Here is a 15520-nt window from a genome sequence, read left to right as displayed (position 1 = left end):
GGCCCGGCTCGTCGCCGTGCTCGCCGCGGCCCGCGCCACCGCGGCCCCACTCGCCGGCCTGCCGCCCATCGCGGTCCCCAGACAGGAGCCGGACCTCCCCTGCCCGGAGAGGTGAAGCCGGTCACCACCCGTCCGTGTCCGCGTTGGACGGCGGATACCCTCGGCGCCGTCGTCTGGTACCCACGACAATGTGGGACTGGAACGAGCGAGGGAGCCGTACACGTGAACGCGACGACGCGATGAGCCGTCCGGCGCGGCTGGCGGTGGGCGTGGTCTCCGCGGGGCGGGTCGGCGCTGTGCTCGGGGCGGCGCTGGCCAGGGCGGGCCACACGGTGGTCGCCGCGTCCGGGGTGTCCCGGGATTCCGTGCGCCGGGCCGAGGAACTGCTCCCCGACGTGCCCCTGCTCTCCCCGCCCGACGTGGCCCAGGCCGCGGACCTGGTGCTGCTCGCACTGCCGGACGACGCGCTTGCCGGCATGGTGCGCGGGCTCGTGGCCACCGACGCCATGCGGCCGGGGCAGATCGTGGTGCACACCTCCGGCGCGCACGGGGTCGACGTGCTGGCGCCTGCGGCGCAGCGCGGCGCGCTGCCGCTGGCCCTGCACCCTGTGATGACGTTCACCGGGCGCGCGGAGGACCTGGAGCGGATCGTGGCGTGCTGCTTCGGGGTCACCGCGGCCGAGGGCGACGAGGCGGCGTGGAGCGTCGGCGAGGCGCTGGTGGTCGAGATGGGCGCGGAGCCGGTGCGGGTGCCGCCCGCCGCCCGCCCGCTCTACCACACCGCGCTCGTGCACGGCGCCAACCACCTGGTCACGCTCGTCGGGGAGAGCGCTGACCTGCTGCGCGCCGCCGGCGTCGCCGAGCCGGCGCGGCTGCTCGGCCCGCTGCTGTCGGCCGCGCTGGACAACGCGCTGCGGCACGGCGACCGGGCGCTTACCGGCCCGGTGGCCAGGGGCGACGCCGGCACCGTGCGCGCCCACCTCGAGGTGCTCGCCGAGCACGCCCCGCACATGCTGCCCGGTTACCGGGTGCTGGCCGCGCGCACCGCCCGCCGGGCCCAGGACGCCGGGCTGCTGCGCGCCGACCTCGCCCCCGACGTGATCGCGGCCATCGAGGAGGACGAGAAATGACGGCGCAGTTCACCCGCGGTCGGCTCCACGTCCACAGTGGACCGGACGAGGTGGCCAAGCTGACCAGGGCGCTGCGCGGGGTCGGCCACAAGATCGCGTTCGTGCCGACCATGGGCGCGCTGCACGACGGCCACCGTGAGCTGCTGCGCCGGGCCCGGCGGATCCAGAACTCCGTGCTGGTCGCGTCGATCTTCGTCAACCCGTTGCAGTTCGGGCCGAACGAGGACTTCGCCCGCTACCCGCGGCCGCTGGAGGCCGACCTCGAGGTGTGCGCGGCCGAACGGGTGGAGGTGGTCTTCACCCCGGAGCGGGAGGCGATGTACCCCCCGGGCGCGCAGGTGACCGTGCATCCCGGACCGCTCGGCGACGAGCTGGAGGGCGCGGCCCGGCCCGGCCACTTCACCGGCGTGCTGACCGTGGTGGCCAAGCTGTTCAACATCGTCCGCCCGGACTACGCCTTCTTCGGGGAGAAGGATTACCAGCAGCTCGTGCTGATCCAGCACCTGGTTCGCGATCTCAACCTCGACGTCCGGGTGATCGGCGTGCCGATCGTCCGGGAACCCGACGGCCTCGCGCTGTCCTCCCGCAACGCCTACCTCGACCCGCCGCAGCGCGCCGCCGCGACCACGCTGTCCGCGGCGCTGGCCGCCGGGGCGCACGCCGCGCCGCGCGGGCCGGACGCCGTGCTGGCCGCCGCCACCGAGGTGCTGGCCGCCACGCCCGAGGTCGACGTGGACTACCTCGAGCTGCGCGACCCCTGGCTCGGCCCCGCCCCCGACGCCGGCGAGGCGCGGCTGCTGGTGGCCGCGAAGGTGGGCGCCACCCGGCTCATCGACAATGTCCCGGTGCACCTGGGTGCCCGGTAGGAAGGCTGGCGATGCTCCGCACGATGCTCAAGTCGAAGATCCACCGGGCCACCGTGACCCGGGCCGACCTGCACTTGTCTTACCCGCCCACCATCCCCCCTCCGCGTCCCCGTGATGTCGGGTCTCTGACCGTCGACGAGGATCTGCTCGACGCCGCCGACCTGCTCCCCGGCGAGCAGGTGTCGGTCGTCGACGTCACCAACGGCGCCCGCCTGGAGACCTACGTGATCGCCGGCCCGCGGGGCAGCGGCGTCATCGGGGTCGACGGCGCGGCGGCCCACCTCGTGCACCCCGGCGACCTGGTGATCGTGATCTCCTACGGCCTGATGGACGCCGCGGAGGCCGCCGCGCACCGGCCGCGGGTCGTCTTCGTCGACGAGACCAACAGGATCGTCGACGCCGGCGCCGACCCGGCGCACGTCCCACCCGGCTCCGGCCTGGCCGGTGACGCCGGCGACGCCGACGTCCCGCCGGCCGAGACCGCGGACGCGGCCCGGCTGGACGCCCTGCTGTCCACCGAGAGCTGAGCCCGCGGTGCTGCTGGCCATCGATGTCGGGAACACCAACATCGCGCTCGGCCTGTACGCCGGCCAGGGCGAGCACGCCACCCTGGTGCGGGACTGGCGGATGCGCACCGACGCCCGGATCACCGCCGACGAGCTCGCCCTGACCATGCGCGGCCTGCTCGGCGACCGGGCCGACGACGTCACCGGCGTGGCCGCGCTGTCCACCGTGCCCGCCGTGCTGCGCGAGCTACGCGTGATGCTCGGCCGCTACTACCACGCCGTGCCGCGGGTCATCGTCGAGCCGGGCGTCCGCACCGGCGTGCCGCTGCTGGTGGACAACCCCAAGGAGGTCGGCGCCGACCGGGTGATCAACACGCTGGCCGCGCACCATCTGCACTCCACCGCGTGCGTCGTGGTCGACTTCGGCACCTCCACCAACATCGACGTGATCTCCGCGAAGGGCGAGTTCCTCGGCGGCGTGTTCGCCCCCGGCATCGAGATCTCGGTCGATGCCCTCGCCGCCCGCGCCGCCGCGCTGCGCAAGGTCGAGCTCGTCCGGCCCCGCTCGGTGATCGGCAAGAACACCGTGGAGTGCCTGCAGTCCGGCATCCTCTACGGCTTCGCCGGTCAGGTCGACGGCCTGGTCCGGCGGATAACCGCCGAGCTCGAGCGCACCATGCACGCCGGCCCGGTCACCGTGATCGCCACCGGCGGCCTGGCCCCGCTGGTGATCGACGAGTCGGAGACCATCGCCCACCACCGCCCGGACCTGACCCTGCTCGGCCTGCGCCTGGTGTTCGAGCGCAACACCCGCTGAATTCTCACGACCGCCGCCGGGCGCGCTCCACCGTGGTCCGCAGCGGCAACTCGAACTCGCCGTGTGCGGTCTCCGGCCGGGCGTCGAGGTACGCGCGCACCCTGGCGAGCAGCTCCGAACGTTCCGCCGCGGGGATCACCCGGGTGTGCGAGTGCGTGCCCACGGTGGCCGTCAGCGACTCGGCCGTGCGCCGGTGGGCGTGCGGGAACTCGGCCCGCTCGAACGGCTCGAAGGCCGGGTGGGACGGCATGGCGTTGTCGAAGCTGACCCGCCGGCTCGCGCTGGTGCGGCTCAGCAGGACCAGGCCGGCCACCCACTCGACCCCGACTTCCTCGTGGTTCCACAGCCCGCCGACCACCCCGCCGGGGCGCAGCACCCTGGCGATCTCGGTCAGCGCCCTTGCCCGGTCGAACCAGTGGAACGCCTGCCCCACCAGCACCGCGTCGACCGACCCGTCCGGCAGCTCCATCCGCTCCGCGGTCCCGGGCAGCGCCGGCACCTCGGGAAACCGGCGGGACAGCTCGGCGCGCATGGCCGGATCCGGCTCGACCGCGGTCACCTCCAGGCCGAGGGCCAGCAGGCCGCCGGTGAGCTTTCCGGTGCCGGCGGCCAGATCGAGCACCCGGCGCACCGGCCGGGCGGCGCCGGACAGCACCCAGCGAATTCCGTCTGCGGGATAGTCGGGGCGGTGTTCGGCATAGGCTGCGGCGTCGGCTCCGAACGAGCCCGCCCGCCGGGCGAACAGCTCGTCGGACTCCATGATGTCCAACCTATCGACCCTATCGACAACCCGCCGGTGGATACCGGTTCGCATTGCCGATCGCGTTCTCCGTACGCTGGAAACCGTGACCGAGGAGCTCCCCCAGCCGCCATCCGACGACGTCCCCGAACAGATGCGGGTGCGTCGGGAGAAGCGTGATCGGTTACTTGCCTCGAGGGTGGATCCGTATCCGGTCGAAGTACCGAGGACGCATACCCTCGCCGAGGTCCGGCAGTCGCATTCCGACTTGCCGCCGGACACGTTCACCGGCGCGGTGGTCGCGGTCACCGGGCGGGTCATGTACATCCGCAACACCGGCAAGTTGTGCTTTGCAACCCTGCGCGAGGGCGACGGAACAGAACTGCAGGCGATGCTCAGCCTCGATCGGGTCGGGGCCGAAGCGCTTTCCGCGTGGAAGGCCGATGTCGACCTCGGCGACCACGTATTCGTGCGCGGTGAGGTCATCACGTCGCGGCGCGGCGAGTTGTCCGTTCTGGCCGCCGAGTGGCGTATGGCAGCCAAGGCGTTGCGCCCGTTGCCGGTCGCCCACAAGCAGCTCAGCGAGGAAACACGCATAAGGCAGCGCTATGTCGATCTGATCCTGCGGCCGCGGGCCCGCGAGGTGGTCCGGATGCGCGCCGCAGTGGTCCGATCACTGCGCGACAGTTTCCACCGGCGTGGATTCATTGAGGTCGAGACCCCGATGCTGCAGACCATGCACGGGGGTGCGGCGGCGCGGCCGTTCGTCACCCACTCGAACGCGATGAACATGGATCTCTACCTGCGCATCGCGCCCGAGCTGTTCCTGAAGCGATGCGTGGTCGGGGGTATCGAGAAGGTCTTCGAGATCAACCGGAACTTCCGCAACGAAGGGATGGATTCCTCGCATTCGCCCGAGTTCGCCATGCTCGAGTACTACGCGGCCTACGAGACCTACGACAGCATGGCCGTGCTGACCCGGGAGTTGGTGCAGGAGGCGGCGGCGGCCGTATTCGGAACACTGCAGGTCACCCTGTCCGACGGCACCCCTTACGACCTTTCGGGTGAATGGTCGACGCTGAGGATGTACGAATCGTTGTCCGCCGCGCTCGGCGAGGAGGTCACCCCGCAGACCCCGGTCGAGCTGCTCCGCAAGTACGCCCACGAGGCCGGCGTCGAGGTCGATCCGGCCAGGTCGGGGCCGGGAAAGCTGGTCGAGCGGCTGTGGGAGCAGCTGGTCGGCGACCACCTGGTCGCCCCGACTTTCGTGCGGGATTTCCCGGTGGAGACCGCGCCGCTGACCCGCCAGCATCGCAGCACGCCCGGAGTTGCCGAAAAGTGGGACCTCTACGTGCGCGGTTTTGAGCTGGCCACGGGTTACTCCGAGCTGGTCGATCCCGTTGTGGAGCGGGCCCGGCTCGAGGAGCAGGCCAAGTTGGCGGCCGCCGGTGATGACGAGGCCATGCAGCTGGACGAGGACTTTCTGCGCGCCCTGGAGTACGGAATGCCACCGAGCGGTGGCGTGGGAATGGGGATCGATCGACTACTGATGGCGCTCACCGGTCTCGGCATCCGGGAGACCATCCTGTTCCCGTTGGTCCGGCCCGAATGATCCAGTGCGGGCACCTCCGCACGGAACAATAACACCCGATTTGCGCTAACGGCCCTTGTTGGAGTATTTATATGCGTGCCGGTACTGGCACAATCGACTTGAGCCTGCAAACGTAGGGAGGGCGCACATGGCGCAGAAGGTGACAGTCACCCTGGTTGACGACCTGGACGGTTCCGAGGCCGAGGAGACTGTTGAGTTTGGTTTGGACGGTGCGTCCTACCAGATCGACTTGTCCGAGGATAATGCCGAGCGCCTGCGCGAAGCGCTCTCGGAGTATGTCGAGCACGCCCGCCGTTCCGGTGGCCGTAAGCGGTCCTCCAGCCGGCCCGCCGCCGGCCGTCCGGCACGCACCGCCTCCGCGGATCGCGAGCAGAACCAGGCAATTCGCGCCTGGGCTCGCAAGCAGGGCATGAAGGTGTCCGACCGGGGACGAATCCCCTCTGAGGTTATCGACGCGTACAACTCGCAGGCCTAGTTAGTTCCTACGGGGGAAGGGGGACTGCCGGCGCCGCCCCGGCAGCCCCTCCACGCGACGCCCCACGATTAGGGCTTCGATTAACTCACCAGGTCGCGATCGGGCCGGAAACCGCGCCACCCCAGCCACAGCGCAACCGCGATAGTGGCCAGGCCGGCGACGCCAATCGCATGGTCGACCGGCAATACTTCGGCCAATCCGCCGAACGCCACCGGACCCATGCCCTGCAGCGTCATCAGACCGGTGGATCGCAGGGCAAACGCCTGCCCGCGCACATCGTCGGGGATCGCGTCCAGGAATGGGCGCTGTATACCGACGCTGTAGGCGAATCCGCACCCGGTGAGGAACAGCAGCACCCCGGCCGCCACCACGCCGAGGTCGAGGACCAGCCCGACCAGCGGCAATCCCAGCAGCACGATCAGCGGGACGACCAGCCGCTCCCGGGCCGCCGGCGGCAGCAGGCGGGCGACCACCAGGTCCCCGGCGATCATCCCGACCGGCACGCAGGCCAGCAGCGGGCCGGCCGCGCCGACCGGGTACCCGCGCAGGTCGCCGTACGGCACCAGCAGGCCCTCCGCCCCGGTGGTGAACACCCCGGGCAGCCACTGGGCCAACAGCAGCACCCGCACGGTCCGGTCGGCCAGCAGCCGGCGGTTGCCCCGCCAGCTGCGCGCCACCAGCGACCGCCGCGCCGAGCGCGGGCCGGCCGGCAGGTCGGGCAGCAGCAGCCGGATGGCCACCGCGGCGACCAGGTGGCAGACCGCGCAGATCAGCAGCGCGCGCTGCGGGCCGACCGTGGCCACCGCGACGCCGGCGGCCGCCATCCCGGCCAACTGGGCGAGCGCGGCCGCGACGTGCAGCAGGGACTGGCCGAGCACGTAGGCGTCGCCGGACAGCACCTCGGCGGTCAGCCGGCCGGACGTGCCCTGCAGCACCGGGGTCAGGCTGCCGATGGCCGCCACGATCAGCAGGCTCGCCCAGACCGGCAGCGTGACCAGGGCGATCGCCGCGCCCCCGGCACCCTCCAGCAGGTAGCCGGCGGCGATCAGCCGGCGCGGGCGGACCAGGTCGGGCAGGGCGCCGAGCACCACTCCGCCGAGGACCTGCGGCAGGAAGCCGGCGCCGAAGGCCAGCCCGGCCAGGACGGCCGAGCCGGTGTTGGCGTAGATCAGCACCGACAGCGCCACGATCTGCAGCGCGTTGGCGCCGATGGCAAGCGAGCGCACGCCGAACACCACGCGGAACACCGGCTGGGCCAGCACCTGGCGGAAGGTGGCCCGCCCGGTCGCGATCCGGGTCATGGTCAAGATCGTCCGGTGGGCGGCGGCGCCGACACCACAGTTACGTCCACGGACGTAGGGTGAGGCCGTGCTCCGGTTCCGCGTCGGCGCGTCGGACCTGGTCAACAGCCGGTTCACGGTGTCGCCGCTGTCCGAGCTGCACCACCTGCTGCGCAAGCTGTCCGGGCACGACGACCGGATGCCGCCGGACTGGTCGGCCCGGCTGCGCCCGGTGTTCCGCCGGCTGCGCGCCGAGACCGAGCTCGACGCGGTCCTCGCGCTGAACAGCCGGCACTACGGCCCGGCGTTCGCGGCGCCGCCCCCGCGGAGCCTGGCCCAGACGATCGAGATGGACCTGGCCGCGATGCGGGACACGCCGCTTCGCCAGGCCCGCAAGGAGATCGACGAGTGCCTGAGCCGGAGGCCCGCCACCGATCCGCGCGTCCTGTCCGTGCTGCGCGGCCCGAAGGTGGTCCACCGGCTGGCCGACGCCCTCGAGGTCGCCTGGCACGAGCTGCTGGCCGCCGACTGGCTGCAGCTGCGGGCGATCTGCGAGCGCGACATCGTGTACCGGGCCGGCCTGCTCAGCCGGGCCGGCTGGGCGGCCGCCATCGACGGGCTGGACCGGCGGCTGCGCTGGCGTGCCGGCTTCATCGAGGTGGCCTGGCAGCATTACCCGGACACCACGGTCGACCTCGGCGGCGACGGCCTGCTGTTCGTGCCGGCCGTGTTCATCTGGCCGAGGGTGGCCGTATACGTCGACCCGCCGTGGCCGCGCGGCCTGATCTACCCGGCCCGAGGCATCGGCGCGCTCTGGGAGCCCTCCGCGCCCACCGATCCGCGCGCCCTCGCCGACCTGGTTGGCCGGTCCCGCGCGGTGCTGCTGACCGCGCTCGACGAGCCGGCCAGCACCACCCAACTGGCCAGAAGCCTCGGCCTTGCGCCCGGCGCGGTCGGCGATCATCTCGCCGTCCTGCGCCGCGCCGGCCTCGTCCGGCGCGCCCGGTCGGGTCGTTCCGTGCTCTACCGCCGAACCCCGCTCGGCGACGCGCTCGCGGCCGGCGGCGGGGAAGCGACGTGAGGTTGCGATCAGTCGCGTGGGCTCAGCCGCGGGCAGGTTTCGCAGGCGCCGCCGCCCTCGGCCAGCAGGTAGTGGAAGCAGCAGCTCTCCCGCCGCCGGGTCCAGCAGGTGGCCTCCCCGGCGCCGGTGCTCGGGCGCAGCGTGCTCGGTGAGGTCAGCGGCGCGAACCGGTCGGCCAGCACCAGGCGCGCGTCCAGCACGCCGGCGGCCTCGTTGCCGGCGTAGCGGCCGACGTACCACAGCGAGCTGTCCAGCGCGTCGGTGGCGTTGGCCCACAGGGTGTGCCGGCCGAACCGCACGCCCGGCGCGAACACGGTGAAGAACCGCGCGGCGTGCGCGACGTACCGCGCGCGCAGCAGCCCGGCTAGGGCCTGCTCGTCGGGCATGACGGTGGCCACCCGGCTGCCGGCCGCCGGATCGTCGGGCAGGCAGGCGAACGTGGGGCTCAGCGCCGCGATCCCGTCCGGGTGCGGGCGCGGCCACGCCATCCGGAAGGCCAGGTGCCGCGGGCGCAGCGACGGCACCCGGCGCTCGTGGTGGAACAGCGCGGCGCCGAGGTAGGCCGGGACGAACAGGTACCAGTACAGGACGTAGCCCGCGGTGGTCTGGTCGGGCGCCTCGCCGTAGGTGTCCAGCAGCCAGCCCGCGAGCACCTTGCGCCACCGGTCGAAGCTCTCGGCGTCGGCGAGCAACTCCCCGCAGGTCACCCATCCGGTGGGCTCGGCCGGCATGCCGAAGCGCAGCTCCGTACCCTGCTGGACGGGGTTGACCCGGCTCAGCGAGTCGGCAAGGGAGGCCTGGCCGGGGCGCGCGGCTGGTCGCATCGGCGCCCCTCCTCGCTCAGGTCCGGATTGTTAGCTTTGCCTTACCTTATCCAATACTCTCAAGTCCCGCTCGGGTCTCCGTAGAATCGGGCTCGGGTCAGGCCGTGCGGGGCCGGTGTTCGCGCTTAGCGCAACGCGCCTACTGGCGGAATCCGCCCAGGCCGATGCACGTTGAACGGGTTGACCGGAGATACGTGTGTAAAGCCGGGAGGAACGCGGCCGCCGAGTCGCCATCAAGTGGTACTCAGCGCTACGAGGCGGGCGACTACAGTGGTCCTACGGTGCTGGCCCACCCGGAGGAGGTGGGCATGGAGCCGCCGGCGCAGCAGTCAGGGAGTGCAGATGTTCGAGAGGTTCACCGACCGCGCGAGGCGGGTGGTCGTCCTGGCCCAGGAAGAGGCCAGGATGCTCAACCACAACTACATCGGCACCGAGCACATCCTCCTGGGCTTGATCCACGAGGGTGAGGGTGTCGCCGCCAAGGCGTTGGAGTCGTTGGGGATCGCGCTGGAAGGGGTGCGGCAGCAGGTCGAGGAGATCATCGGCCAGGGCCAGCACGCGCCGTCCGGTCACATTCCCTTCACACCGCGGGCCAAGAAGGTCCTCGAGCTGTCGCTGCGCGAGGCGCTGCAGCTCGGCCACAACTACATCGGCACCGAGCACATCCTGCTCGGGCTGATCCGCGAGGGCGAGGGCGTCGCCGCCCAGGTGCTGGTCAAGCTCGGCGCCGACCTCAACCGGGTGCGCCAGCAGGTGCTTCAGCTGCTGTCGGGTTACCAGCACGGCAAGGAGTCCGCCGAGACCGGTGGCCGCGGCGAGGGCACCCCGTCGTCGTCGCTGGTGCTCGACCAGTTCGGCCGCAACCTGACCGCGAGCGCCCGGGAGGGCAAGCTCGACCCGGTGATCGGCCGGGCCAAGGAGATCGAGCGGGTCATGCAGGTGCTGTCCCGCCGCACCAAGAACAACCCGGTGCTGATCGGCGAGCCCGGCGTCGGCAAGACCGCCGTCGTCGAGGGCCTTGCCCAGATGGTGGTCAAGGGCGAGGTGCCGGAGACGCTGAAGGACAAGCAGCTCTACACGCTCGACCTCGGCTCGCTGGTGGCCGGCTCGCGCTACCGCGGTGACTTCGAGGAGCGCCTGAAGAAGGTGCTCAAGGAGATCCGCACCCGGGGCGACATCATCCTGTTCATCGACGAGATCCACACGCTGGTCGGCGCGGGCGCCGCCGAGGGCGCGATCGACGCCGCGTCGATCCTCAAGCCGATGCTGGCCCGCGGCGAGCTGCAGACGATCGGCGCCACCACGCTCGACGAGTACCGCAAGTACGTCGAGAAGGACCCGGCGCTCGAGCGGCGGTTCCAGCCGATCCAGGTCGGTGAGCCGACGCTGGAGCACACCATCGAGATCCTCAAGGGCCTGCGCGACAGGTACGAGGCGCACCACCGGGTCACGATCACCGACCCGGCGCTGGTGGCCGCGGCCACGCTGGCCGACCGGTACATCAACGACCGGTTCCTGCCGGACAAGGCGATCGACCTGATCGACGAGGCCGGCGCGCGGATGCGGATCCGCCGCATGACCGCCCCGCCGGACCTGCGCGAGTTCGACGAGAAGATCGCCGAGGTGCGCCGGGAGAAGGAGTCCGCGATCGACGCGCAGGACTTCGAGCGCGCGGCCAAGCTCCGCGACCAGGAGAAGACCCTGCTCGGGCGCAAGGCCGAGCGGGAGAAGCAGTGGAAGGACGGCGACCTCGACGTGGTCGCCGAGGTCGACGACGAGCAGATCGCCGAGGTGCTGGCGAACTGGACCGGCATCCCGGTGTTCAAGCTCACCGAGGAGGAGACCACCCGGCTGCTGCGCATGGAGGAGGAGCTGCACAAGCGGATCATCGGCCAGGAGGACGCGGTCAAGGCCGTGTCGCAGGCGATCCGCCGCACCCGCGCCGGGCTGAAGGACCCGAAGCGGCCTTCGGGGTCGTTCATCTTCGCTGGGCCTTCGGGCGTCGGTAAGACGGAGCTTTCGAAGGCGCTGGCAAACTTCCTGTTCGGTGACGACGACGCGCTGATCCAGATCGACATGGGCGAGTTCCACGACCGCTACACGGCCTCTCGCCTGTTCGGCGCGCCGCCCGGGTATGTCGGTTACGAGGAGGGCGGCCAGCTCACCGAGAAGGTGCGCCGGAAGCCATTCTCCGTAGTCCTCTTCGACGAGATCGAGAAGGCGCACCAGGAGGTGTACAACACGCTGCTGCAGGTGCTCGAGGACGGCCGGCTGACCGACGGTCAGGGCCGCACGGTGGACTTCAAGAACACCGTGATCATCTTCACCTCGAACCTGGGCACGCAGGACATCTCCAAGGCGGTCGGCCTCGGTTTCCAGACCGGCACCGACACCGCGTCGAACTACGAGCGGATGAAGGACAAGGTCAACGACGAGCTCAAGAAGCACTTCCGGCCGGAGTTCCTCAACCGCATCGACGACATCATCGTGTTCCACCAGCTCACCGAGGAGCAGATCATCACGATGGTGGACCTGATGATCTCCAGGGTGGAGTCGCAGCTCAAGAGCAAGGACATGGCGCTGGAGCTCACCCCGGCGGCCAAGAAGCTGCTCGCCAAGCGCGGCTTCGACCAGGTGCTGGGCGCCCGGCCGCTGCGCAGGACCATCCAGCGGGAGATCGAGGACCAGCTGTCGGAGAAGATCCTGTTCGGCGAGCTGCTCCCCGGCCAGATCATCATCGTCGACGTCGACGGCTGGGACGGCGAGAGCGGCGGGTGGGACAAGGCCAGGTTCGTCTTCCGCGGCGAGCCCAAGCCGTCCAACGTGCCCGACGCCCCACCGGTCGACCTGGCCGCCTCCACCGGTCCGAGCGACTCGGGTGAGGTCGCCGAGGGCGAGTAGATCCGACCCACCGTACGGGCCCCTTCGGTTGCGCCGAGGGGGCCCGTACGCATGGAAAACTGGACGCCATGCGGATAGCGCTGCTGGGCCCGACGCGCCTGGTCGCCGGGGACGGGTCCGCGATCGACCTCGGCGGCGCCCGGCTGCGCATGCTGCTCGCCCGGCTCGCCCTGGACGCCGGCCGGGTGGTGCCCGCCGACATCCTGATCGACAGCCTGTGGGGCGAGGCGCCGCCGTCGGACGCCACCAACGCCCTGCAGTCGCTGGTCTCCCGGCTGCGCCGTGGGTTGCGCTCGGACAACGGCGGCGTGCTCGAGTCCCATCCGGCCGGCTACCGGCTGGCCGTCGCCCGCGAGGACGTCGACGTCCACGCGTTCGAGCGGCTCGCCGTGCGCGGCCGCGAGGAGCTGGCGGCCGGGCAGGTGGGCACGGCGGCCGGCACCCTGCGCGCCGCCCTCGACCTGTGGCGCGGGCCGGCCCTTGCCGACGTCGCCGACGCCCCGTTCGCCGGCGCCGCGACCACCCGGCTGGCCGAGCTGCACGCCGCGGCCGTCGAGGACCGCGTCGAGGCCGACCTGCTGCTCGGCCGCCACCACGACGTGCTTCCCGAGCTGCGCACCCTGGTCGCCGAGGCGCCGCTGCGCGAGCGCAGGCAGGCGCTGCTGATCAGGGCGCTGTACCTGTCCGGCCGGCAGGCCGACGCGCTGGCCGCCTACGAGACCGCCCGCCGGACGCTGGCCGAGGAGCTGGGCGTCGAGCCGTCCGCCGAGCTGCGCGAGACGCACCTGGCCGTGCTGCGCGGCGAGCTCGTCTCGGGCGGCCGGGGCGGTGCGGTGCTGTTCGGTCGTTCCCGCGAGGCCGACCCACCCACCCACCCCGCCCTCGCGTCCGCTCTCTTGCCCGCCCGGCTGACCAGCTTCGTCGGGCGCGACACGGAGCTGCGCGAGGTGACCGGCCGGCTGTCCGGCGCGCGCCTCGTCACGCTGGCCGGTCCGGGCGGGGCGGGCAAGACCAGGCTGGCCACCGAGGTCGCCGCGGCGCTGGCCGCGACCGGGGTGCCGGGCTGGTTCGTCGAGCTGGCCGGCGTCGCCGAGCCGAACGACGTGGCGCCGGCCGTGCTCGGCACCCTGGGGCTGCGCGAGATCAGGATGCTCGAGCCGCCGTCCGGCGTGCTGCGTCCGGTGGCGCCGGTCGAGCGCCTCGTCGAGGCGCTGACCGGGCAGCAGTGCCTGATCGTGCTGGACAACTGCGAGCACGTGATCACCGCGGCCGCCACGGTCGCCGACGCGCTGCTGTCCCGCTGCCCCGGCCTGCGCATCCTGGCGACCAGCCGCGAACCCCTTGCCATCACCGGAGAGGTGGTGTTCCCGGTGGGTCCGCTCGAGCCGGCCGAGGCGGTCCGGCTGTTCGTCGACCGGGCCACGGCGGCCCGGCCGGGGTTCGCCCTCGACGAGGGCAACACCGCGACCGTGGCGGAGATCTGCCAGCGGCTCGACGGGCTGCCGCTGGCCCTCGAGCTGGCCGCGGCCCGGCTGCGCTCGATGACCCTCGCGCAGATCGCCGACCTCCTCGACGACCGGTTCCGACTGCTCACCGGCGGCAGCCGGACCTCGATGCCGCGGCACCGGACGCTGCGCTCGGTGGTGGAGTGGAGCTGGGACCTGCTGGACAAGCCGGAGCGGGTGCTTGCCCGGCGCCTGTCGGTGTTCCCGGCCGGCGCGTCGGTCGAGTCGGCCACCGCGGTGTGCGCCGACGACGGGCAGACCGCCGCCGACGTGCTCTACCTGCTGGCGTCGCTGGTGGACAAGTCGCTTGTGCAGGTCGGCCAGGCCGACGGCCAGCCCCGGTACCGGATGCTGGAGACGGTCCGGGCGTACGCCGCCGAGCGGCTCGCCGAGGCCGGCGAGGACGGCCCGGTGCATGCCGCGTTCGACCGGTACTTCCTCGAGCTGGCCGAGCGGGCCGAGCCGCACCTGCGCGGGGCCGACCAGACGGTGTGGCTGGCCCGGCTGAGCGCCGAGCACGACAACGTCATGGCGGCGATCCGGCATGCCGCCGACGCCGGCGACGCGGACACCGCGATCCGCCTTGCCATGGCCAGCGGCTGGTTCTGGGCGCTGACCGGGCGGCAGCGGGAGGCGGGCGCGCTGGCCGAGCGGCTGGTCAGGCTGCCCGGCCCGGCCCCGGCGCACGCCAGGGCGACGCTGCGCCTGTTCGGCATCATGGCCGGCCCCGGCCTGCCGGACAAGGACGTGATCGGCGAGCTGCGCACCGAGCTGGCGGCGACCGACGCGATGCGCCACTTCCCGGTGCTGGCCATGGTCGAGCCCATGCTGGCGTTGTTCACCGGCGACCTGGCGGGCGTGGCGGAGGCCATGGCGCGGGCGCGTGCCCTGCCCGATCCGTGGACGCAGGCCATCGCCCAGCTCGGCCGCGCCTTTCTCGCCGAGAACGAGGGCAGGGCGGCGGACGCCGAACGCGACGCCGTCGCGGCGCTGGACGCCTTCCGCGCGCTCGGGGACCGCTGGGGCCAGGCGATCGCGCTCGGCCAGCTCTCCGAGCGCCGGACCCTGCGCGGCGACCACGCCGGCGCGATCGCCGCCTACGAGGAGTCGATCGAGCTGGTGTCCCAGCTCGGCGCCATGGACGACGGGCCGGAGCTGGTCGCCCGCCTTGCGATGCAGCGGATCCGGTCCGGCGATCTCGACGGCGCCGAGCGCGACCTGTGCACCGGGCTGGCGATGGCACGCGAGCGGGCGTCGGTCGACATGGAGGCGTTCGTGCTGTGCGGGTTGGCCAACGTGGCGCGGCTGCGCGGAGATCTGGTCACGGCCACCGAGCGGATGGACCGCGCGGTCGCCGTGCTGGCCGGCGTTGTTCGGCCGGACGGGCACTGGCGCGCCTTCTACGAGATCACCCGCGCCGCGATCGCCGTGGCGAAGGGCGAGTCGGACGTGGCGAGGGCGGCGATGCGGGCCGCGTTCGACGCGACGCTCGAGGTGCGCGACATGCCGATCGTGGCCGGGATCGGGCAGCGCGCGGCGCAGCTGGTCCTCGTCGAGGGGGACCCGGCCGGCGCGGCCCGGCTGATCGGCATCGGCACCGCCCTGCGCGGCACCCCCGACCTCGGCGACGCCGAGCTGACCGAGCTGATCGCGACCCTCCGGGCCGAGCTGGGCGAGCCGGCCTACGACGCCGCCTACCGGGCCGGCGCCGCCCTCTCGCGCGACGACGCCCTCGCCGAGCTGCGCGGCCTCCTGGGGTCGTGAGTCTTTGTGGGCTATAGCAC

At 72.4% G+C, this 15520-nt stretch carries 12 protein-coding genes; 9 read left to right on the top strand and 3 right to left on the bottom strand.

What is annotated here, in order from left to right; genetic code table 11:
- Positions 1–239: 239 nt before the first annotated feature.
- The 4 genes from VGX25_RS24970 to VGX25_RS24955 are packed head-to-tail and all read left to right on the top strand — an operon-like array spanning position 240 to position 3319.
- Positions 240–1130, top strand: coding sequence for a Rossmann-like and DUF2520 domain-containing protein (locus tag VGX25_RS24970; protein ID WP_326920329.1), 891 nt, complete (start codon positions 240–242; stop codon positions 1128–1130).
- Positions 1127–1996 (top strand): pantoate--beta-alanine ligase, encoded by an 870-nt coding sequence (panC, locus tag VGX25_RS24965; protein WP_326920328.1) that lies wholly within the window; start codon positions 1127–1129, stop codon positions 1994–1996. The genes VGX25_RS24970 and panC overlap by 4 nt, the downstream gene beginning before the upstream one ends.
- Before the next feature lie 11 nt (positions 1997–2007).
- Positions 2008–2523: an aspartate 1-decarboxylase gene (panD, locus tag VGX25_RS24960; protein ID WP_326920327.1), complete on the top strand. Its 516-nt coding sequence runs from the start codon at positions 2008–2010 to the stop codon at positions 2521–2523.
- A 7-nt stretch (positions 2524–2530) separates the two neighbouring features.
- Positions 2531–3319, top strand: a complete 789-nt coding sequence (locus VGX25_RS24955; RefSeq protein WP_326920326.1) for a type III pantothenate kinase — start codon at positions 2531–2533, stop codon at positions 3317–3319.
- A gap of 4 nt (positions 3320–3323) precedes the next feature.
- On the opposite strand, the gene VGX25_RS24950 is transcribed toward VGX25_RS24955, so the two are convergent.
- The gene (locus VGX25_RS24950; RefSeq protein ID WP_326920325.1) at positions 3324–4079 is read right to left on the bottom strand and encodes a class I SAM-dependent methyltransferase; all 756 of its coding nucleotides are present in this window, start codon (positions 4077–4079) and stop codon (positions 3324–3326) included.
- A 133-nt stretch (positions 4080–4212) separates the two neighbouring features.
- On the opposite strand from VGX25_RS24950, the gene lysS reads away from it, so the two are divergent.
- Positions 4213–5670, top strand: a complete 1458-nt coding sequence (gene lysS, locus VGX25_RS24945) for a lysine--tRNA ligase (RefSeq protein ID WP_326920330.1) — start codon at positions 4213–4215, stop codon at positions 5668–5670.
- Positions 5671–5797: 127 nt separating this feature from the next.
- Positions 5798–6145 (top strand): Lsr2 family protein, encoded by a 348-nt coding sequence (locus VGX25_RS24940; RefSeq protein WP_326920324.1) that lies wholly within the window; start codon positions 5798–5800, stop codon positions 6143–6145.
- Positions 6146–6225: 80 nt separating this feature from the next.
- Here VGX25_RS24940 and VGX25_RS24935 read toward each other — a convergent pair whose 3' ends face one another.
- Positions 6226–7446: an MFS transporter gene (locus tag VGX25_RS24935; protein WP_326920323.1), complete on the bottom strand. Its 1221-nt coding sequence runs from the start codon at positions 7444–7446 to the stop codon at positions 6226–6228.
- A 67-nt stretch (positions 7447–7513) separates the two neighbouring features.
- Here VGX25_RS24935 and VGX25_RS24930 point away from each other — a divergent pair, with 67 nt between their 5' ends.
- The gene (locus tag VGX25_RS24930) at positions 7514–8506 is read left to right on the top strand and encodes a winged helix-turn-helix domain-containing protein (protein ID WP_326920322.1); all 993 of its coding nucleotides are present in this window, start codon (positions 7514–7516) and stop codon (positions 8504–8506) included.
- 8 nt (positions 8507–8514) lie between these two features.
- Here VGX25_RS24930 and VGX25_RS24925 read toward each other — a convergent pair whose 3' ends face one another.
- Complete coding sequence (locus VGX25_RS24925; protein WP_326920321.1) at positions 8515–9330, bottom strand: (2Fe-2S)-binding protein; 816 nt, start codon at positions 9328–9330, stop codon at positions 8515–8517.
- A gap of 342 nt (positions 9331–9672) precedes the next feature.
- Here VGX25_RS24925 and VGX25_RS24920 point away from each other — a divergent pair, with 342 nt between their 5' ends.
- Positions 9673–12231, top strand: coding sequence for an ATP-dependent Clp protease ATP-binding subunit (locus VGX25_RS24920; RefSeq protein ID WP_326920320.1), 2559 nt, complete (start codon positions 9673–9675; stop codon positions 12229–12231).
- A 68-nt stretch (positions 12232–12299) separates the two neighbouring features.
- A complete protein-coding gene (locus VGX25_RS24915) occupies positions 12300–15500 on the top strand; it encodes an AfsR/SARP family transcriptional regulator (RefSeq protein ID WP_326920319.1) in 3201 nt (1066 codons plus the stop codon).
- Positions 15501–15520 lie beyond the last annotated feature (20 nt).

Source organism: Actinophytocola sp. (assembly GCF_035942955.1).
GTDB lineage: Bacteria > Actinomycetota > Actinomycetes > Mycobacteriales > Pseudonocardiaceae > DASYTH01.
This window is presented reverse-complemented; position numbering and strand designations above follow the sequence as displayed.

Coding starts and splice junctions, on each gene's coding strand:
- VGX25_RS24940 (WP_326920324.1), top strand. CDS start 5,798: ATGGCGCAGAAGGTGACAGTCACCCTGGTTGACGACCTGGACGGTTCC.
- panC (WP_326920328.1), top strand. CDS start 1,127: ATGACGGCGCAGTTCACCCGCGGTCGGCTCCACGTCCACAGTGGACCG.
- VGX25_RS24920 (WP_326920320.1), top strand. CDS start 9,673: ATGTTCGAGAGGTTCACCGACCGCGCGAGGCGGGTGGTCGTCCTGGCC.
- VGX25_RS24915 (WP_326920319.1), top strand. CDS start 12,300: ATGCGGATAGCGCTGCTGGGCCCGACGCGCCTGGTCGCCGGGGACGGG.
- VGX25_RS24925 (WP_326920321.1), bottom strand. CDS start 9,330: ATGCGACCAGCCGCGCGCCCCGGCCAGGCCTCCCTTGCCGACTCGCTG.
- VGX25_RS24970 (WP_326920329.1), top strand. CDS start 240: ATGAGCCGTCCGGCGCGGCTGGCGGTGGGCGTGGTCTCCGCGGGGCGG.
- lysS (WP_326920330.1), top strand. CDS start 4,213: ATGCGGGTGCGTCGGGAGAAGCGTGATCGGTTACTTGCCTCGAGGGTG.
- panD (WP_326920327.1), top strand. CDS start 2,008: ATGCTCCGCACGATGCTCAAGTCGAAGATCCACCGGGCCACCGTGACC.
- VGX25_RS24935 (WP_326920323.1), bottom strand. CDS start 7,446: ATGACCCGGATCGCGACCGGGCGGGCCACCTTCCGCCAGGTGCTGGCC.
- VGX25_RS24950 (WP_326920325.1), bottom strand. CDS start 4,079: ATGGAGTCCGACGAGCTGTTCGCCCGGCGGGCGGGCTCGTTCGGAGCC.